Here is an 18,723-nt window from a genome sequence, read left to right on the forward strand (position 1 = left end):
AATGAATGAAAAAGGGTTTACGTTAATCGAAATGTTAATTGTATTAATGGTTATTTCTATTTTATTGCTTATTGTCATTCCAAATATAACGAAACACAATGGAATGATTAATAACAAAGGATGTGAAGCGTTTGTGAACACCGTCCAAGCCCAAGTGAAGGCGTATGAAATGGAACATAAACAAATTCCGACAATACAGCAGCTTATTGATGGAAAGTATATTAAGTCAGACCATTGTCCAAATGGACATAAAATTCAAATTAATAGCAACGGGGAAGTAAGTGAAAGTGGCGCGTAATGATGGCTTCACCTTTATTGAAATGCTTCTTGTTTTAACCGCCATCACGGTATTGATGGCGGTGTCTTTCCCTTCTTTAAACAGCGTTGCGAAACAGAAAACAGAAATGTATATCATTACACAGCTCCGCAATGATTTGTTGTATGCACAACAATATGCAATGACCCATAAAACATCGGTAGCGGTTACGTTTTCGGAAAATCACCCAGAGTATCGTATCACGGAAATAACATCAGAGAAAACGATTTTAAAACGATCGATCCCTAGCGAATGGAAATTTCAGCTGACTACATTGACGATGCCGCTCATTTTTTTAGAAAACGGAAATATCAATAAAGCGGGATCGCTATTGTTAAAAAGAAAAGATAGAACATATAAAATCGTATTTTTGCTAGGAAAAGGGAGGTTTTATGTGCAAAAACTGTAATGGCTTTACCTTAGTGGAAGCGGTTTTTGCTTTGGCGTTATTGCTCGCTATTACAACAGTATTGTTGCCTTTGTTTGCACAAATAATGATGGAGCGTCAAAATATTGCTCTAAAAGCAAAGGCGCAACAAATATTGGATGCGGCATTATACGAAGAAAATATCCACAAAGAAATGACGGTAGTAGATGGACGAACAACATTTGTGATTCATTCGGATTACGAAGAAAACGATATGTGGAAAGTATGCGTACGTTGGACTGACTACGCAAACCGCAGCGCAGAAAGGTGTGGATATGTAAAACGATGATCGGTTCGAAAAATGGGTTTACTTTTTTAGAAATGCTGATCGTCTTGTTGATCGTTTTACTGATTACATCATTGTTGTCGCTTCTTTTAGATGCGCGTTTATTCAAATATGAAAACGTTAATGGATTTCATCGTATCGAGTGGGAAATTTTTGTACAGCAGCTCAAAAGGGAGTTAAATGAATCGAAACAATGGAAAAGCAATGGTACGACGCTATATTTAGAAAAATTTACAGGGGATCAAGTCAGTTTTGACCTATACCGCTCATCGATTCGCAGACAAGTAAACGGCACAGGCAATGAAACGGCGCTGCAATTTGTCGAAAATGTCACATATACATTGACCAATCACGGAATTTTTCTTCATGTAAGAGCGACGGACGGAAAAACATATGAAGCGTTTATTTCTCGACTTTTTTAGCAGGGTGGCGTTTGTGATGCGAAATCAAAGCGGTATGATTTTTCCAATTACAGTCGTGGTTTCTTTTTTCTTTCTGTTAGCATTTTCTCATGTGCTCGAATTGTATCGGGTGGAAATGGAATCAATCGCGTACGAGCAACAATCGTATGAAGTCGATTCGATTATGCAAATGGCGGTTTTTGATGTCAAAAAACAGATTGCATCTTTTCCCGATTTACAAGGGAATGAGGGGGTTTTTGTTTACCCGATTGGCAAAGCAAATTATAAGTGGGAAAAAATTGATGAAACGAAAGTAAAAGCTTTGATTTTTGCCCGTTCCGATGGAGGAATTCGCTATAGCGCTACGTTTATCGTTTTATTTCCATCCCTTGATATTATCGAATGGACGGAGAATAATTCGTGATAAACGGTTTGTAATTCATTATTATCCATTACTTCATCTTGATGAATTGAAAAATTATTCTTCCTTATTATCGAGAAGAAGATATAAGCGTCAGTACAACCAATCGAACGGTGGAGCAAAATGGCCGAAAAGATTGCAAATGTGATTAAAGTAGAAAAAGAATGGAAAAGCTAATGGAAAAGGGGGTGGCATGTATGTCGACAAACGATTACGTAAAGTTTGTCACCCAACAGCTTGTAACCTATATGGATTTGCCGAAAGAAGAGCGCAAGAAAAAGCGGATGCAGCGCAAACAGGAGAAGCCGCCGCTATTATACCGTTGGTTTGGAATGATTCCTATCTCTCTTCGTCTCTTATTTCGGCGCCATTCGTAAAGGAGCGTTCCCATGACGGAAACGCTCCTTTTTCAATAGCAGTTAGCGAAAACAGAACGATTAGGAACGGGGATGCAAGTAAAATAGTCCTCCGTTAATGACGGAAACGATAATTCTTGGTTTATACTGCTCTTCAAGCGCTTCTTTTTCAATATAATAACATTCTGGTTTTTCTTCCATCCCTTCATAAAAATGATCAAGAAGCGCCAAATCTTCTGCCCATCTTTCTTTCGCTTTTTCCGCCCATGTGTGATCATCTTGAAAGATGTGTCTACGAATGTATTGTTCTAAACGTCCAATACCGCTTTTTGGTTTGATGAGCGGGGAAATCGTAAAACAATAATCAGGTATTTTCGGGGTAAGCTTCAGTTTCTGTAATCGGTCATGAAATTGCTCGATAATTGTTCCGCTGATTAAGTGCAATCCGAGTGACAAAATTTGATCTTTCGTTCTGTCACACTGGTAAGAAATTTTCACGTTTAATCCAAGCCAAGGATGAAGTGGAATGTGTGATTGCTGGTAAGTATCTACTTCCTCATACAAGCGAATGAAGCCGCCGCGTTTTTGCGCGGAGCGGAAAATTTGATGCAATCTAGGTGAACCAAAATGCAGCCGTTCTCCTTCTAGTGAGTTTGTTTTCTCCGTTTGTTTTGTAATAAGCGTTAGTTGCATCGGCGCAGGCGTGCCGCCGGTTCGCTCAATATAATGCCAATAAAACGGGCGATTCATTAACTCTTTATCCATTTCAATCGACAATTGCACTTTTATATATTCGTCATCTGCTTCGAGAATGTCGCATTCATTGGCGCGAAAATATCGTTCTAAAAATTGGTGGATCTCATGTTGCTGCATATTGTTCCCCTCCTTTGGCAAGCTGGTCTGCTAGCTCAATCATTGCGGTAATATTCTCCATTTTAATTTTCATTTCTCCTTCGCTTCGAGAGTTCAGGAGTGCGTCTTGCAAATAATGTTCCAAATTCGCAAAGTTCATTTTTGCCAAAATGTCATCCAATTGGCCAACTACCCGTTCAAATAGACGAATTTTTTCATATAACAGCGTTAAAATATGTTCTTCCACTGTATTTTTTACAGCGAAATTGTAAATGTGCACATCGTTTGTTTGGCCGAGCCGGTGAACGCGTCCAATTCGTTGCTCGAGCCGCATTGGGTTCCAAGGCAGGTCATAGTTGATGACATGGCGGCAAAATTGTAAGTTAATTCCTTCTCCGCCCGCTTCTGTTGCGATAAAAACTTGCGCATGATTTTTAAATAACTCTTTCATCCAATCTTTTTTTCCACGTTTAAATCCGCCGCGGAACGGGACGGAAGAGATGCCGTGCTGCTTTAAAAACCATTGCAAATACAGCTGGGTCGCCCGGTATTCGGTAAAAATAATGACTTTGTCATTAATGGATTGAATAAGCTGCAACGCTTTTTCTGCCTTCGAATTGGTTGTAACGGCATTTATTTTTTCCATTAGTTTGTGGAAAGAATCTGGAACCTCTCCTTCGTACTTGTCCATCATGTTTTTTACGGTGAGAAATAGCGCTTCGCGGCTGCTGCACGCTTCCCGCAACATGGTGATAAGTGAAAATTGATTGCCAAATAACAGTGATCCATCATATTTTAACGCTTGTACCGCCTCATACAATTCTCGTTCCTCTTTCGTAAACTCAATAAGCACGGTTTTTACGTGGCGTTTGGACCATTCGATGCCAGTGTCAACGCGGCGGTTGCGAATCATGACTTTATTAATAAGTGCTCTTAAATGTTCATTTGTTTGTAAAGAGCGCGTTTTTCCGTACGTTTTTGCAAAATATTCTGCGTTTCCTAAATGACCGGGCTTTAGTAGGGAAACGAGGTTAAAAATTTCTTCAATCCGGTTTTGAATCGGCGTCGCTGTTAGGAGCAAGCAAAACTTCTTTTTTAAATTTTGAACAAACTCATAGTTTTTTGTTTTATTGTTTTTCAGCTTGTGCGCTTCATCAATGATGACCATGTCGTATTGCTGTTTGTAAATAATTTCCCGATGCGGGCTTTTTTTTGCCGTGTCGATCGAGGATACGACGACATCGCATTGTTCCCACACATGGCTTTTTTTCTGTTGCACGGCAGGAATAAAAAACTTTTCGTTTAGCTCCTTTACCCATTGCGATACAAGAGAGGCAGGGACAAGAATCAGCACTTTTTTTACCAACCCGCGGATCATATATTCTTTTAAAATAAGGCCTGCTTCAATGGTTTTTCCAAGACCGACTTCATCGGCAAGAATCGCTTTTCCATTCATGTTTTCGACGACTTGCCTTGCAACTTCAAGCTGATGAGGAAGCGGAGTCAAGTGTGGCAAATGTTTTGGCGCTTGCAGACCGTCAAACTCAGGTACGCTTAAATGCGCAGCAGCCTCGAGCGCTAATTGATACATTTCCCAGCTCGCCCAAGGCCCGTCCTTTTCGATTCGTTCGATAAATTCTTCCTTCCACGTTTCATCCATCTCGATGTCCATCATTGCATCCAACTCCTTTATTTTCACGAACATTTTATTTATAATTTTTATTAATATACGTATATTATTCGTTTTTTGTTGTTTAATAACATTAAAAAGTTCGGTTATTTTTTTATTTTTTTATTGCTCTTTTCCATTTTTTAATGGTAGTATAATAGTAAAGTTAGAAAGTTAAAATTTATTTTGCGATTTTTTACTAATAGTGTGCCCATTTTCTTGAAAATTATATATGGCCGCGGATGAGAACAAGGGGAGAGACTACGTAATGTAGCGCCGAAGGAGCAAGCGGAAACGCGAATCTCTCAGGCAAAAAGACTCTTGTTTGACGCAGCTCTGGAGAGTGTTCACGACCTTGTGAACCACCAAAGAGGAAACCTATTTTACAATAGGGAAACTTTCAGGTGCCAGGACAGAGCCTCCACTCATCATGGTAGGGAGGAGTCTGTCCTTTTTGCGTTTATGTAAAAAATTAGGAGGGGAAGAAATGCTAAAACGCACGCCGTTATTTGCTGTTTACGAGCGTTATGGTGCCAAAACAATCGATTTTGGTGGATGGGAGCTTCCTGTTCAATTTTCCAGCATTAAAGAAGAACATGAAGCAGTGCGTACACGTGCTGGCTTATTCGATGTATCACATATGGGAGAATTTGTCGTTAAAGGGGACGACAGCCTTGCGTTTTTGCAAAAAATGATGACGAACGATGTATCGAAATTGACAGACGGCCGTGTGCAATATTCGCTTATGTGTTATGAAGATGGTGGAACGGTGGATGACTTATTAATTTATAAAAAAGCGGATGGCCATTATCTCCTTGTTGTCAATGCCGCCAATATTGAGAAAGATTTTGAGTGGCTGCATGGCCACTTATTTGGTGATGTGGAACTTGTAAACATCTCTCAGGAAATTGCTCAACTTGCTTTGCAAGGGCCGCTTGCAGAACAAGTGTTACAAAAATTAACGAATACCGATTTATCGGCAATCAAATTTTTCTCGTTTCAAGATGATATAAATATTAACGGCGTAAAAGTGCTTGTTTCCCGTACCGGTTACACTGGGGAAGATGGTTTTGAAATTTATTGCCGAAGAGAAGATGCCGTAGCGCTCTGGGAATCCATTTTAGAAGCAGGGAAAGAAGAAGGAGTGCTTCCATGCGGACTCGGTGCGCGCGATACGCTTCGTTTTGAAGCGACATTGCCGCTTTACGGACAAGAGCTATCGAAAGACATTACCCCGATTGAAGCCGGTCTTGGATTTGCGGTGAAAACGAACAAAGATGCCGATTTTATCGGAAAAGATGTATTGAAAAAACAAAAAGAAGAAGGAACAGCGCGAAAACTGGTCGGGATCGAAATGATTGACAAAGGCATTCCGCGCCATGGCTATAAAGTGTTTGCCAATGGAGAAGAAATCGGATTTGTCACGACTGGAACGCAATCACCGACATTGAAGAAAAATATCGGCCTAGCGCTTATAAAAACAGAATTTACCGAGATGGATACGGAAGTAGAAGTCGAAATCCGCGGTAAACGTTTGAAAGCGAAAGTAATCGCAACTCCGTTTTATAAGCGGGCAAAGTAAAGAAAAAAAGGGGAGAATGGACGTGCTTCATCGTTATTTGCCGATGACAGAAGAAGATAAGCGGGAAATGTTGAAAGTAATTGGCGTTGATTCGATTGATGATTTGTTTGCAGATATTCCGGAAAGCGTACGCTTTCGCGGCGAGTTAAACATTAAAAAGGCGAAATCGGAGCCGGAACTGTTCAAAGAACTGTCCGCGCTTGCAGAGAAAAACGCGGATACGAAAAAATATACGTCCTTTTTAGGTGCAGGAGTGTATGATCATTATATTCCTGTGATTGTGGATCATGTTATTTCACGTTCTGAATTTTACACAGCATATACTCCATATCAGCCGGAAATCTCGCAAGGCGAACTGCAAGCGATTTTCGAGTTTCAAACGATGATTTGTGAATTGACAGGAATGGATGTAGCGAACTCTTCCATGTACGATGGAGGCACAGCACTAGCGGAAGCAATGCTATTAAGTGCTGCGCATACGAAAAAGAAAAAAGTATTGCTATCGAAAACGGTTCATCCGGAATACCGCGATGTGGTGAAAACATACGCAAAAGGACAGCGGCTTTGTGTCGTAGAAATTCCGTTTCAAAATGGCGTAACCGACTTAGAGGCATTAAAAATGGAAATGGATGAGGAAGTTGCTTGTGTTATTGTTCAATATCCAAACTTTTTCGGACAAATTGAACCGCTAAAAGACATCGAACCGATCGCCCATAGCGGAAAAAGCATGTTCGTTGTTGCGAGCAATCCACTTGCTCTTGGCATCCTTACTCCGCCAGGACAGTTTGGCGCAGATATCGTTGTCGGCGATGCCCAGCCATTTGGCATTCCAATGCAATTTGGCGGACCACATTGCGGCTATTTTGCCGTCAAATCAGCACTAATACGCAAAATTCCTGGACGCCTTGTCGGACAGACGAGCGATGAAGAAGGACGACGAGGCTTTGTGTTGACATTGCAGGCGCGCGAGCAACACATTCGCCGCGATAAAGCGACGTCCAATATTTGCTCGAACCAAGCGCTAAACGCGCTCGCTGCTTCTGTTGCGATGACGGCGCTTGGCAAAAAAGGTGTGAAAGAAATGGCGGCGATGAATATACAAAAAGCGCAGTATGCGAAAAATGAATTCGTCAAACACGGGTTTGATGTGCCGTTTACCGGGCCGTTTTTCAATGAATTTGTTATCCGGCTTCGCAAGCCGGTGGCGGAAGTGAACAAACGCCTTCTTGAAAAAGGAATCATCGGCGGTTATGATGTCGGCCGCGATTATCCGGAATTGCAAAATCATATGTTAATTGCGGTAACCGAATTGCGAACAAAAAAAGAAATCGACACGTTCGTGAAAGAATTGGGGGATTGCCATGCATAAAGATCAGCCGCTTATTTTTGAATTAAGCAAACCTGGGCGCATTGGCTATAGTTTGCCGGAGTTAGATGTTCCGGCTGTCCATATCGAAGATGTCGTACCGGCCGATTATATTCGTACGGAGGAGCCGGAGCTTCCAGAAGTGTCGGAACTCGATATTATGCGCCATTACACCGCATTGTCCAAACGGAATCATGGCGTCGATTCCGGCTTTTATCCGCTCGGTTCTTGTACGATGAAATACAATCCGAAAATCAATGAAAATGTCGCACGTCTCGCTGGATTTGCTCATATTCATCCGCTTCAGCCTGAGGAAACGGTGCAAGGTGCGTTAGAATTAATGTATGACCTGCAGGAGCATTTAAAAGAAATCACCGGGATGGACGCCGTTACGCTACAGCCGGCGGCGGGAGCGCACGGCGAATGGACAGGGCTGATGATGATTCGTGCGTATCACGAGGCAAACGGCGACTTTCACCGGACGAAAGTGATTATTCCTGACTCCGCTCACGGAACGAATCCAGCTTCCGCAACGGTAGCCGGTTTTGAAACCGTTACTGTCAAGTCGAAAGAAGACGGGTTAGTGGACTTAGAAGATTTAAAACGCGTCGTTGGCCCGGATACAGCGGCATTGATGCTTACAAATCCAAATACGCTCGGCTTGTTTGAGAAAAATATTTTAGAAATGGCCGAGATTGTGCATGAAGCTGGCGGAAAGCTGTACTATGACGGCGCTAATTTAAATGCTGTATTAAGCAAGGCAAGACCGGGAGATATGGGGTTTGATGTCGTGCATCTCAACTTGCATAAAACATTTACTGGTCCGCACGGTGGAGGCGGTCCAGGCTCCGGTCCAGTCGGGGTGAAAGCGGACCTTATCCCGTTTTTACCAAAGCCGGTCGTTTCAAAAGGGGAAAATGGCTATTATTTGGACTATGACCGACCGCAAGCGATTGGACGCGTAAAACCTTTCTACGGCAATTTCGGCATTAACGTCCGCGCTTACACGTATATTCGCTCCATGGGTCCAGACGGTTTAAAAGCGGTGACGGAATATGCCGTGTTAAATGCCAACTATATGATGCGCCGTCTCGCGGAATATTACGAGTTGCCGTACGACCGCCATTGCAAGCATGAATTTGTCTTGTCGGGCAAACGGCAAAAGAAACTCGGTGTCCGCACGCTCGATATTGCTAAGCGTTTGCTGGATTTCGGCTTCCATCCGCCGACAGTATATTTCCCGCTTATTGTCGAGGAATGTATGATGATCGAGCCAACGGAAACCGAATCGAAAGAAACGTTAGACGCGTTTATCGATGCGATGATTCAAATCGCTAAAGAAGCGGAAGAAAATCCAGAAATCGTGCAAGAAGCACCGCATACGACCGTTGTCAAACGCCTCGACGAAACGACAGCTGCGCGCAAGCCAATCTTGCGCTACCAAAAACAATAAAACGAATAAAACAAGCGATTCATTCCGCTGGGAATGGATCGCTTGTTTTTGTATATTAATTGTAGACAGAAAAATAAGAAAATAATGAAGGAAGTGAAAAGATGCTCATCGGTTACATACAGGAAATCATGCGCTATCCTGTCAAATCGTTTCAAGAAGAACGTGCACAAAAAACGAGAGTGATGGACTGATGAAGTGTATCTTTTAGTTAATGAAAAGTAATGCCCATACCACAAACACATAGTTCCTTTCTCTGCAAAGAAAACGAAGCAAAGTTGGCGGCGCTCGGTGAAAAATGGTTTGGCGCCGGCAAAGAGTTTGCGAATTTTGTATATGTCAGCGCCGGGATCGGGATCGGCGCCGGAGTCATCATTCACAACCAGCTATACCGCGGGATTGATGGCATTGCCGGCGAAATCGGCCATCATGTCATTGACGTTCACGGCTTTCGTTGCAGCTGCGGCAATAACGGATGTTGGGAGATGTACGCGTCAGAAAAGTATATTCAGCGTCGGCTCGAGCAGGAACATTATCATTCCATGTTAGAAGGCTTTTCCGTAGAGAAAGTACGCGCATTAGCTGAAAGCGGCGACAAGCAAATGGCGCAAATATTGGCGGAGGTCGGCCATTACCTGGGGATTGGCATTTTACATATCATTTATGCGTATAACCCGGAAGCCGTTATTGTCGGCAGTACGATTGGCAAGGCTGGCAAATGGGTGCTGGAGCCGGCACGGGAAGAAGTCGAAAAAAGGATATTAGTGAAAAATGGGAACGGTCCGTTCATTATTCCATCACAGTTATTGGAAAAAAGCTGTGCGATCGGCGCCGTGGCTTCTGTACTAGAAAAAGTAGTGATGCCTTCGGAGTTAGAAGTCATTTCCTAGCAGTCTAAACTGGGTGCCCTAAACGTTTTTTGGGCACCTTATTGTATAATAAATCCTTCACTTTGGCAAAAAGTAAAGCGGAGCCTACTGTTTTCTTTATAATTGACGATGAGAAAAAAGGATAGATGAAAGCGTTTCGCGGCTTCCATCTATCCTTTCTAGCTGCCTTAAGCCTTTTTCTTGATTTTCCCCGTCCATGTTTTAAAACCGCCTTTTAAATGGTACAAATCGCGGTATCCTTTACGGTACAGCATTTGCGCGGCGCGGCCGCTGCGCAGCCCGTTTTGGCAATATAAATAAATTGGCTGATCCTTTCGCAACTCTTTCATGCGCATGCGCAGTTGGGTCAAAGGAATATTGCGCGCTCCTAAAATATGTCCAGCCGCAAACTCATCCGGTTCGCGGACGTCAATTAATTGCGCTTTGCGATAACCGGCGCGGAATTCTTCTTCTGTTAATGCTTTTACTATTTTTCGCTGCATGAGATAGGTGACAACAGAATAGATGATGATTGCGCCGAGAATAATAAGCAATATTTCCACAAGTAGCGCCCCCTTTCCGTTCATTTGCCAACTTCTATTATATAAGCGTTGCTTTTGATAAGCAAAATATTTTCCAAGAGTATAACAGCGTTTTTCTTTCCATGATTCGGATTGTTTGTTAAACTAGTAGACGCAAACTTTAAAATTAAAAGAAGGGTTGAAAGATGGCAAAAGAAATTTGGCGCTTTATCGACTCCGGATACTGTTCTCCTTCGTTTAATATGGCGCTAGATGAGGCGCTTTTAGACTGGCATAGCGAAGGCAAAATTCCGCCGACGATTCGCTTTTATGGTTGGAATCCGCCAACGTTATCGATCGGGTATTTTCAAAAAGTGGAAAAAGAAATTGATTTAGAAGCGGTAAAACGCCATGGTCTCGGGTTTGTCAGACGGCCGACAGGAGGACGAGGCGTTCTTCATGATAAAGAGCTGACGTATAGTGTGATTGTTTCCGAAGAACATCCGGATATGCCAAAAACGGTGACCGAGGCGTATCGGGTGATTTCGCAAGGAATTTTAGAAGGATTTCGTTTTCTCGGCTTAAATGCCTATTTTGCCGTGCCAAAAACGGAAGAGGAGAAAGCGGATTTAAGAAGCCCAAGATCTGCCGTCTGTTTTGATGCGCCGTCATGGTATGAGCTTGTCGTCGAAGGCCGCAAAATTGCCGGCAGTGCGCAGACGCGGCAAAAAGGGGTTATTTTGCAGCACGGCTCGATTTTGCTTGACTTGGATGAAGATTTGCTTTTCAGCTTGTTTAAATATCCAAACGAACGGGTAAAAGAGCGCCTGCAACGCAATTTTAAAAACAAGGCGGTGGCGATTAACGAATTGACCAACCGCAAGATTACGATCGAAGAAGCGAAAGAAGCGTTTTATAAAGGATTTGAAAAAGGGCTTGATATCGTGCTGGAACCATATACGTTATCGCCGGAAGAACTAGAATATGTTCATGAGCTAGCACGAACGAAATATGAAAGCGATGAATGGAATTTCAAACGCTGATTGGCAACATGGAAAATCATTCATTTATCGGCAAAAAAGGCGTAATTTTTTCGTTTCTCTCCTTTTTTCGCCGTTTTCTATTGTTTTTTTTATTTGACAAAATGAAAAACAGTTGACCAAAAAACAATATATAGTATGTTTTTTGTTAAAAAACATACTATATATTGTTTTTTTATGGTTAATATGGTAAGGTAGAAAAGACAGAACACGCAGGCAGAAAAGTAATAAAAAAATAGAAAGAAGAGGAGAGATTGGAGAATGACGGTCGCGTCTTCGGAAAAAATGAAAATTAATATCGAAAAGTTGAATGAGGATATTCGTCTTTTTCCGCAAGTGCATCCAATTACGGAGGATATGAAAATTACGCATAAAGGCGTTTCTCGTTTAGTGATGTTGGATCGCTACTCATTTAAAGATACAGAAAAATTGACGCTGGGAGTCGGCGATTTTGTCGTATTGACGATTAAAGAAGATCCGAAATTCCCGGCTCGCGGTTTGGGCTTTATCGTCGATATTGATTGGGAAGCAAAAAAAGCGAAAGTGCTCGTTGAGGAAGAATATCGACACGTACTCGAAGGAGAAGAAGCAGAGACGGGAACCGTCGTCCGCCCGCTTGATGTGATCGACAAACCGCTCGAAATCTTTTACGAACAAATCGCGAAACGAAATGCAACAGGCTTGGCAGCGGTGGAAAAAACGGAGGAAAAACGGAAAGAGTGGTTTGAAAAGTTTTATCAAGAGCTTGTCAGCTTGAACTTTGTTCCAGCAGGCCGCGTATTGTACGGCGCAGGGTCCGGGAAAGATGTGACGTATTTCAACTGCTATGTCATGCCGTTTATAAAAGATTCGCGTGAAGGGATTTCCGAGCATCGCAAACAAGTAATGGAAATTATGAGCCGCGGCGGCGGCGTCGGCACGAATGGCTCGACATTGCGTCCGCGCAACACGTTAGCGCGCGGGGTGAACGGAAAATCGTCCGGATCGGTCTCCTGGCTTGACGATATTGCGAAATTAACCCACCTTGTCGAACAAGGTGGCTCCCGTTAAAAAGCGCCATGGCGGGAGTAAAATCTCGTGAATTGCTGGAACCCCCTAAAGCCAACTTGACCACAACGTGGCCGGCAACGGCGAGCGTGATGGTTTGAAAACAAGTTGGATGTAACAATGGGCAACCAGCAGCCAAGCATCTCTGGAAACGGAGATGAAGGTTCAACGACTATTGAAACTTCCTACAGCTCCCAATATAATTAAATTAAAATTATAATATTAATCAAGGTGGTTGGTATATTGGGGGCCATGGAAGGAGTAAATCGTAACGCTCGGCAACGACGTTACGAGGCACGAGACAAAGAAGAGATCATGAAGAAAGCAAAATATCTCCATGAACAAGGATATAGCCAAGTTAAAATAGCTGAAATGTTAGGTATAAATAGAGGAACTTTAAAAAGATGGAATGAAGAAATGAAAATGTTTGAAATCAGAAAACCTGGAGAAGCAGGTAAATTAGCAAACAAAAAATATAACTATAATGAAGATTATTTCGCTGATATAAAAACTCCAAATCAAGCATATTTAGCTGGCTATATCCTAGGTGATGGAACAATAGTTAACCGTAAAAAATCAAAGCGTCTTATCTTAACTTTAGCAGAAGAAGATAAACAATTGCTTTATGATATAGCAAAAGAATTAAACATGGAAGAGGCTATCAAATTTAGAAAGAAAAATGCTCCTAATGAGCAAAATAAATATTCACTAGTTATCAACTCAACAAAGATGTGCAATGACTTAATTCGATTAGGGATAACTTCTCAAAAGTCAGGAAGTGAACCTTGGATAGAATTTAACAATGATGCATTGCAATGGAGCTTCTTACGTGGGGTGTTCGATGCTGATGGTAACATAAGAGTATATCAAAGATACTATCCAGACAGAAATAAAACTTATTTGAGAGCACGATTTGGTATTACCGGATCAAGACAATTGTTAGAAGGAATCTTGAAATTCTTGAAATCCAAAGATATTGCACAAAATGTTAATACATTGACCGAAAAAGCAGGTTGTTTTGATCTTTATATTTCAAGCATCGAAGATCTCAGAAAAATATTCCATTACCTTTATCAACATGGAGATATAAAATTGAATCGTAAATATGAAAAGTTCTCTGATCTCTTCTTTGATGATATAGTCTGACCTCCGTTCGAAAGACGGAGAGCTAGGCAGAAATGACCTAGCCCGCTCCATCATATGGAGTGAGTAACAAATAGCGTGGCGCGCAAATGATTATGCTGGCAGACTGGCATCCGGACATTATCGAGTTCATCGTCTCAAAAATGCAAAATCCGCGCATTTTGCGCTATTTAATTGAAAATATGGAAGACGAAGGAATTAAAAAAGCGGCGCAAGATAAACTGAAATTCACGCCGCTTACCGAACGGGAACGAGCAATGTACCAAGCAATCGTCAACTACAAAAACGTTCCGGGCTACGGCGGCTTCAGTGAAGAAATTATTAAAGAAGCAGAAGAAAAATTACGTACAGGCGGCACATACACGGTACATAATCCGGACTTTTTAACAGGAGCAAACATTTCCGTCTGCCTGACAAAAGAGTTTATGGAAGCCGTCGAAAAAGATGAAGAGTACGAACTGCGCTTCCCGGATGTAGAAACTTACTCAGAAGAAGAAATGCGAATTTACAACGAAAAATGGCACGAAGTCGGCGATGTACGCGAATGGGAGAAAATGGGATACCGCGTGCGCGTGTACCGCAAAATTCGCGCCCGCGAGCTTTGGAAGCTGATTAATATTTGCGCGACGTATTCCGCGGAACCAGGCATTTTCTTCATCGATAACGCCAACGAAATGACGAACGCCCGAGCGTACGGTCAAAAAGTGGTTGCGACAAACCCGTGTGGGGAACAACCTCTCGCACCATATTCCGTCTGCAACCTAGCAGCCATTAACCTGGCGAATATGGTCGATAAAGAAAAGAAAGTCGTCGACTATGAAAAATTAAAACGCACCGTCGAAATCGGCGTGAGAATGCAAGATAACGTTATTGACGCAACGCCGTATTTCCTAGAAGAAAACAAAAAACAAGCGCTCGGGGAGCGCCGCATCGGTCTTGGCGTTATGGGACTAGCTGATTTGCTTATTTACTGCGAAAAAGAGTACGGTTCCGAGGAAGGAAACAAACTTGTCGATGAATTGTTTAAGACGATTGCGACGACCGCTTATCGCGCGTCAATTGAACTAGCGAAAGAAAAAGGCAGCTTCCCATTCCTTGTTGGGGAAACGGAAGAAGAAACGCAAAAACTGCGGGAAGCGTTTATTAATACCGGCTATATGAAACGAATGCCGGAAGATATTCGCCAAGATATTTTGAAATACGGCATTCGCAATTCGCATTTGCTTACGGTCGCTCCGACTGGATCCACTGGAACGATGGTTGGGGTCTCCACAGGGCTTGAACCATATTTTTCCTTCTCTTACTACCGCAGCGGCCGCCTAGGCAAGTTTATTGAGGTGAAGGCCGATATCGTTCAAGAATATTTGGACAAACATCCGGAAGCGGATCCGAACAACTTGCCGCATTGGTTTGTCACGGCGATGGATTTATCGCCGGAAGCACATGCGGATGTGCAATGCATCATTCAGCGCTGGGTCGACTCCAGCCTTTCAAAAACGGTAAACGCGCCAAAAGGATATACCGTTGAGCAAGTGCAAAAAGTATATGAACGCTTATGGCGCGGTGGCGCAAAAGGCGGTACGGTCTATGTGGACGGAAGCCGCGATGCGCAAGTATTGACACTGAAAGCGGAAGAAAATACGCCCGAAGAGCAGCTCGAACTGCTCCCGGAAGAGGAAGAGGACAAAGAAACAAAACGCGCCGTTGTTCTCGTTGATACGATTCAAGATTTGCGCGCAACTGATGTAACGATCGGGTCCGAAGTCGGCAACATTTGCCCGGTTTGCCGTGAAGGTACGGTCGAAGAAATCGGCGGCTGCAACACATGCACAAGCTGCGGCGCGCAGCTAAAATGCGGGCTGTAAGCAAGGCAAATCAATAAAACGGAAAGCTGGCTTAGTCAACTGACTGAGCCAGCTTTTTTCATTCATAAGAGCAGAAAAACGAAAATATAGTAGCATGAGGTGTAATTATTGACTGGGGGAGGAAGACGATGCTGATCCATATTGTGCAGAGAGGGGAAAACTTATGGGCGATTGCTCAACGCTACGGGGTGATGCTGGATCAAATCATTGCGGCTAATGGTCTCAAAGATCCCAATCGTCTCGCGGTCGGGCAGGCGCTCGTCATTCCGGTTCCATATCGCTATCATACCGTTCGTCCGGGAGAAACATTATGGGCTATCGCTAGGCGATACGGCGTTTCAATGGATGCGATTGTTCGGGCCAACCGAATCAGCAACCCTTCCGTTCTTTACCCAGGAACGGTTCTTCTTATTCCGCCAAGAACCCACACGGTGCGGCGGGGAGAAACGTTGTCGCAAATCGCCGCGCGGTATGGGATGACCGTGCAAGACATCCTGCAAGTCAATCGGATTTTATAGCTGCTGTAATTCGAGCCGTTTCTTTATTTGATGAATTTCCGCGTCATGTTTTCCGGTTTTTGCGCTTAAATAGTCGATGTCGATTTTCGCATTTCTCCAGTCATTGGAAAGCAGCTCAAACATCCGGCGGTGCTCGGTCAATTCTTCTTCGATTTTTTTGAAATGACTTCTTGTTTCAATAAGGAAATTGTCTAGTTTTTCTTCCCAACGTTGTTGCCGCTCTTCTAACCGCTGCTGTTGCTCTTCCAATCGTTGTTGTCGTTCTTCCAACCGTTGCTGTCGCTCTTCCAACCGCTGTTGCCGTTCTTCCAATCGCTGCTGTCGTTCTTCCAAGCGAAGTTGATTTTCTTCGAGCCGCTGTTGTCCCTCTTCGAGACGACCAAGCCGCTCATGAACCGGCTGTAGCTCTTCTTTTAAAACGGAACGAAATAATTCGATTAATTCTTGCGCCATTTTATGTCCCTCCTAACGGGAATGCTCCTTTCTATTGACTCCATTGTACCATTGCCGGAATGGAATGTCATGATGGATAATGGGAGAAAAGAAGTTTTTGACGAATAGAAAACGAGAGGAGAAGATAAAGATGTCGCTAAAGATTATTTCTGAGCGGTTTCGCCGTTTTGCCATTCGTGAATGCCGTGGGTCTAGTGAACTGTACGAACAGCTGTCATTAAACGTTGCCGAAGATGAAGAGATATTGCGCCTTGCTTCAGCTGCCCGAAGCGGCCAGCCGATTCCGAACTTGTTATTTGGAGCGGTGCACTATTTATGGATGCAAGCGCTTATTTGGCCGGAGCATAAAGAGCGGCGCGAATTATTTCAAAAAGCCGCCCGCTGCCTGCAGCAAACGCCTGTCCGCTTCATAGAAGGAGATGGAATAGCGCTCTTACCTAACATAGTAGCTACAATTCCAGAAGATACTATTATTTGCGTGTTTCACACCCATGTGGCGAACCAAATTCCTGATAAAGCAAAACAGCTTCTCATCAAACAAATTCGGGAGATTGGCCAAATGAGGGATATTTTCCATCTATATAACAATATGTGGGATGCAAAGCTTCATCTCGACTACTTTATCGATGGCATCGAACATAACGAAATTGTCGCAGAAACCGATGGACATGCCCGCTGGTTTCGCTGGGAGCTTGCTGTCGGATCTTTTCGTTAAGTAGAACAAACGGAAATAAAACACATTCTCTTCCACTTTTCAGAACGAAAAACTAACGGGCTGCAACATTTGAAGGGAGGTAGTCGCACTGCTAAGAAGAATAGGCGGTTTCATCTTTTTGTATAATAAAAATACTCAACCATCTCATGAGATGGTTGAGTATTTTTATTACGCGGTCATTTCTTTTGCCGCATGTTTCTTTTCCGTTTCCGTCACAATGACGGCACAAGCCGCGTCGCCAGTGATATTTACCGCTGTTCTTGCCATATCGAGCAGACGGTCGATTCCGATGATGAGAGCGATTCCTTCTACTGGAAGGTTGACGGATTTGAGCACCATAGCAAGCATAATAAGCCCTACCCCTGGTACACCAGCTGTTCCGATACTGGCCAGCACAGCAGTAAGTACGACCGTCACTAGCTGAGTGAATGTTAAATCTAAGCCATAAGCCTGCGCGATAAATATCGTGGCCACCCCTTGCATAATAGCGGTTCCGTCCATGTTAATCGTGGCTCCTAACGGCTGAACGAAACTGCTAATATGTTCAGGAACTTTCAGCTTCGTTTGTGCGACATTCATGGACACTGGCAATGTCGCGTTACTGCTAGAAGTACTGAACGCAACGCTCATCGCTGGAGAAAAATCTTTGAAAAATGTGAACGGATTTCGTTTTGCAAGTATATAAATGGACGAACCATATGTGAAGAGCATATGAACGACTAAAGCAAGCAGCACGACAAACATATATAATCCCATCGCTTTAACCGCGTCGATTCCTTGGCTTCCAACGGCGGAAGCGATCAACCCAAACGCTCCATATGGAGCGAACTTCATAATGACATTCACTAGATACATCATTACTTCGTTGCCTTGTTCAACGATTTTTAATAATCCTTTTGTCTTTTCGCCAAGCATCGTTAGCGCAAAGCCGACAAAAATGGAGAAGGTAATGATTTGCAGCATATTTCCTTCCACAAACGCTTGCACAGGATTTTTGGGAATAATGTTTAATAACGTTTCCGATACAGGAGGAGCTTCTTTTGCTTCAAAGCTAGCGTTTTCCGTATCAAAATCTCCCGCATGCCCCGGCTCAAAAACGTATGCTAATGCAATTCCGATAATGATAGCGATACACGTCGTAATTAAAAAATACGAAATCGTTTTTACGCCAATTCTCCCTAATTTTTTCGGATCTCCCAAACCAGCCGTTCCTAAAACAATAGAAAAGAACACAATTGGTACAACGAGCATATTAATAAGGTTTAAAAATATTTTTCCTAACGGAGTAAAAAGATAAGTATTCAAATGTTGAAATAAATCAGGGGCGGTTAAGTTTAAAACAAGTCCTACAACTAATCCTACAATCAAAGCAATAATGATTTTTGTAGATAATTTCATATTTTCCCTCCTTTAACGATTTATTGAA

Annotated in this window: 17 protein-coding genes, 4 pseudogenes and 1 riboswitch; of the genes and pseudogenes, 16 read left to right on the forward strand and 5 right to left on the reverse strand. The window is 42.9% G+C overall.

Translation table 11 applies throughout. The features are described from left to right. Position 1: 1 nt before the first annotated feature. From comGC to FNL97_RS05425, 6 genes are all read left to right on the forward strand, one after another. A complete protein-coding gene (gene comGC / locus FNL97_RS05400) occupies positions 2-298 on the forward strand; it encodes a competence type IV pilus major pilin ComGC (protein ID WP_015864482.1) in 297 nt (98 codons plus the stop codon). Continuing rightward, positions 282-725: a competence type IV pilus minor pilin ComGD gene (comGD, locus tag FNL97_RS05405; RefSeq protein WP_062678737.1), complete on the forward strand. Its 444-nt coding sequence runs from the start codon at positions 282-284 to the stop codon at positions 723-725. Before comGC ends, comGD begins: the two co-directional genes overlap by 17 nt. Beyond that, positions 709-1,032, forward strand: a complete 324-nt coding sequence (comGE, locus tag FNL97_RS05410) for a competence type IV pilus minor pilin ComGE (protein ID WP_062678736.1) — start codon at positions 709-711, stop codon at positions 1,030-1,032. The genes comGD and comGE overlap by 17 nt, the downstream gene beginning before the upstream one ends. Continuing rightward, positions 1,029-1,451: a competence type IV pilus minor pilin ComGF gene (gene comGF, locus FNL97_RS05415; protein WP_143415173.1), complete on the forward strand. Its 423-nt coding sequence runs from the start codon at positions 1,029-1,031 to the stop codon at positions 1,449-1,451. The genes comGE and comGF overlap by 4 nt, the downstream gene beginning before the upstream one ends. A 16-nt stretch (positions 1,452-1,467) precedes the next feature. Then, complete coding sequence (comGG, locus tag FNL97_RS05420; RefSeq protein ID WP_015864478.1) at positions 1,468-1,854, forward strand: competence type IV pilus minor pilin ComGG; 387 nt, start codon at positions 1,468-1,470, stop codon at positions 1,852-1,854. A 194-nt stretch (positions 1,855-2,048) separates the two neighbouring features. Next, positions 2,049-2,228: a YqzE family protein gene (locus FNL97_RS05425; RefSeq protein WP_015864477.1), complete on the forward strand. Its 180-nt coding sequence runs from the start codon at positions 2,049-2,051 to the stop codon at positions 2,226-2,228. Positions 2,229-2,288: 60 nt separating this feature from the next. Here FNL97_RS05425 and FNL97_RS05430 read toward each other — a convergent pair whose 3' ends face one another. Next, positions 2,289-3,080 (reverse strand): YqhG family protein, encoded by a 792-nt coding sequence (locus FNL97_RS05430; protein WP_015864476.1) that lies wholly within the window; start codon positions 3,078-3,080, stop codon positions 2,289-2,291. Beyond that, positions 3,067-4,734 (reverse strand): DEAD/DEAH box helicase, encoded by a 1,668-nt coding sequence (locus FNL97_RS05435; RefSeq protein WP_143415174.1) that lies wholly within the window; start codon positions 4,732-4,734, stop codon positions 3,067-3,069. The genes FNL97_RS05430 and FNL97_RS05435 overlap by 14 nt, the downstream gene beginning before the upstream one ends. Positions 4,735-4,970: 236 nt before the next feature. Continuing rightward, positions 4,971-5,059: riboswitch (glycine riboswitch) on the forward strand. A 156-nt stretch (positions 5,060-5,215) separates the two neighbouring features. On the opposite strand from FNL97_RS05435, the gene gcvT reads away from it, so the two are divergent. The 4 genes and pseudogenes from gcvT to FNL97_RS05460 form a co-directional block, all read left to right on the forward strand. Then, complete coding sequence (gene gcvT / locus FNL97_RS05440) at positions 5,216-6,310, forward strand: glycine cleavage system aminomethyltransferase GcvT (protein ID WP_143415175.1); 1,095 nt, start codon at positions 5,216-5,218, stop codon at positions 6,308-6,310. Positions 6,311-6,332: 22 nt separating this feature from the next. After that, positions 6,333-7,679: an aminomethyl-transferring glycine dehydrogenase subunit GcvPA gene (gene gcvPA / locus FNL97_RS05445; RefSeq protein ID WP_062678733.1), complete on the forward strand. Its 1,347-nt coding sequence runs from the start codon at positions 6,333-6,335 to the stop codon at positions 7,677-7,679. Beyond that, entirely contained in the window at positions 7,672-9,129 is a 1,458-nt protein-coding gene (gene gcvPB / locus FNL97_RS05450; protein WP_143415176.1) for an aminomethyl-transferring glycine dehydrogenase subunit GcvPB, read from the forward strand. Before gcvPA ends, gcvPB begins: the two co-directional genes overlap by 8 nt. A gap of 260 nt (positions 9,130-9,389) precedes the next feature. Next, positions 9,390-10,016 (forward strand): annotated as a pseudogene (locus tag FNL97_RS05460) (ROK family protein); the annotation flags it as partial. A 167-nt stretch (positions 10,017-10,183) separates the two neighbouring features. Here the strand turns inward: FNL97_RS05460 and FNL97_RS05465 are convergent. Next, positions 10,184-10,558, reverse strand: coding sequence for a rhodanese-like domain-containing protein (locus FNL97_RS05465; protein WP_015864470.1), 375 nt, complete (start codon positions 10,556-10,558; stop codon positions 10,184-10,186). 164 nt (positions 10,559-10,722) lie between these two features. On the opposite strand from FNL97_RS05465, the gene lipM reads away from it, so the two are divergent. The 5 genes and pseudogenes from lipM to FNL97_RS05490 form a co-directional block, all read left to right on the forward strand. After that, positions 10,723-11,559 carry an octanoyltransferase LipM gene (gene lipM, locus FNL97_RS05470; RefSeq protein ID WP_062678729.1) on the forward strand — a complete coding sequence of 279 codons (837 nt, stop codon included), beginning with the start codon at positions 10,723-10,725 and terminating at the stop codon, positions 11,557-11,559. Positions 11,560-11,817: 258 nt separating this feature from the next. Continuing rightward, positions 11,818-12,603, forward strand: a pseudogene (locus tag FNL97_RS05475) (ribonucleotide reductase N-terminal alpha domain-containing protein); the annotation flags it as partial. Between the two features lie 252 nt (positions 12,604-12,855). Continuing rightward, the gene (locus FNL97_RS05480) at positions 12,856-13,749 is read left to right on the forward strand and encodes an LAGLIDADG family homing endonuclease (protein WP_244319663.1); all 894 of its coding nucleotides are present in this window, start codon (positions 12,856-12,858) and stop codon (positions 13,747-13,749) included. A gap of 74 nt (positions 13,750-13,823) precedes the next feature. Next, positions 13,824-15,611: pseudogene (locus FNL97_RS05485) on the forward strand (vitamin B12-dependent ribonucleotide reductase); the annotation flags it as partial. Between the two features lie 128 nt (positions 15,612-15,739). Further along, positions 15,740-16,123: pseudogene (locus tag FNL97_RS05490) on the forward strand (LysM peptidoglycan-binding domain-containing protein); the annotation flags it as partial. Here FNL97_RS05490 and FNL97_RS05495 read toward each other — a convergent pair. After that, the gene (locus FNL97_RS05495) at positions 16,124-16,582 is read right to left on the reverse strand and encodes a hypothetical protein (protein ID WP_143415177.1); all 459 of its coding nucleotides are present in this window, start codon (positions 16,580-16,582) and stop codon (positions 16,124-16,126) included. 130 nt (positions 16,583-16,712) lie between these two features. Here FNL97_RS05495 and FNL97_RS05500 point away from each other — a divergent pair, with 130 nt between their 5' ends. Beyond that, positions 16,713-17,297, forward strand: coding sequence for a DUF2332 family protein (locus tag FNL97_RS05500; protein ID WP_143415178.1), 585 nt, complete (start codon positions 16,713-16,715; stop codon positions 17,295-17,297). A gap of 168 nt (positions 17,298-17,465) precedes the next feature. On the opposite strand, the gene FNL97_RS05505 is transcribed toward FNL97_RS05500, so the two are convergent. Next, positions 17,466-18,695, reverse strand: a complete 1,230-nt coding sequence (locus FNL97_RS05505) for a dicarboxylate/amino acid:cation symporter (protein ID WP_143415179.1) — start codon at positions 18,693-18,695, stop codon at positions 17,466-17,468. Between the last annotated feature and the right edge of the window lie 28 nt (positions 18,696-18,723).

It is taken from the genome of Geobacillus sp. E263 (assembly GCF_007197795.1).
Taxonomy (GTDB): domain Bacteria; phylum Bacillota; class Bacilli; order Bacillales; family Anoxybacillaceae; genus Parageobacillus_B; species Parageobacillus_B toebii.

Excerpts from the sequence above, each read along its gene's own strand:
- comGE (WP_062678736.1), top strand. The coding sequence starts at position 709 with ATGTGCAAAAACTGTAATGGCTTTACCTTAGTGGAAGCGGTTTTTGCT.
- lipM (WP_062678729.1), top strand. The coding sequence starts at position 10,723 with ATGGCAAAAGAAATTTGGCGCTTTATCGACTCCGGATACTGTTCTCCT.
- FNL97_RS05430 (WP_015864476.1), bottom strand. The coding sequence starts at position 3,080 with ATGCAGCAACATGAGATCCACCAATTTTTAGAACGATATTTTCGCGCC.
- FNL97_RS05435 (WP_143415174.1), bottom strand. The coding sequence starts at position 4,734 with ATGATGGACATCGAGATGGATGAAACGTGGAAGGAAGAATTTATCGAA.
- comGC (WP_015864482.1), top strand. The coding sequence starts at position 2 with ATGAATGAAAAAGGGTTTACGTTAATCGAAATGTTAATTGTATTAATG.
- gcvPB (WP_143415176.1), top strand. The coding sequence starts at position 7,672 with ATGCATAAAGATCAGCCGCTTATTTTTGAATTAAGCAAACCTGGGCGC.
- comGF (WP_143415173.1), top strand. The coding sequence starts at position 1,029 with ATGATCGGTTCGAAAAATGGGTTTACTTTTTTAGAAATGCTGATCGTC.
- comGG (WP_015864478.1), top strand. The coding sequence starts at position 1,468 with ATGCGAAATCAAAGCGGTATGATTTTTCCAATTACAGTCGTGGTTTCT.
- gcvT (WP_143415175.1), top strand. The coding sequence starts at position 5,216 with ATGCTAAAACGCACGCCGTTATTTGCTGTTTACGAGCGTTATGGTGCC.
- FNL97_RS05500 (WP_143415178.1), top strand. The coding sequence starts at position 16,713 with ATGTCGCTAAAGATTATTTCTGAGCGGTTTCGCCGTTTTGCCATTCGT.
- FNL97_RS05425 (WP_015864477.1), top strand. The coding sequence starts at position 2,049 with ATGTCGACAAACGATTACGTAAAGTTTGTCACCCAACAGCTTGTAACC.
- FNL97_RS05480 (WP_244319663.1), top strand. The coding sequence starts at position 12,856 with ATGGAAGGAGTAAATCGTAACGCTCGGCAACGACGTTACGAGGCACGA.
- FNL97_RS05495 (WP_143415177.1), bottom strand. The coding sequence starts at position 16,582 with ATGGCGCAAGAATTAATCGAATTATTTCGTTCCGTTTTAAAAGAAGAG.
- FNL97_RS05505 (WP_143415179.1), bottom strand. The coding sequence starts at position 18,695 with ATGAAATTATCTACAAAAATCATTATTGCTTTGATTGTAGGATTAGTT.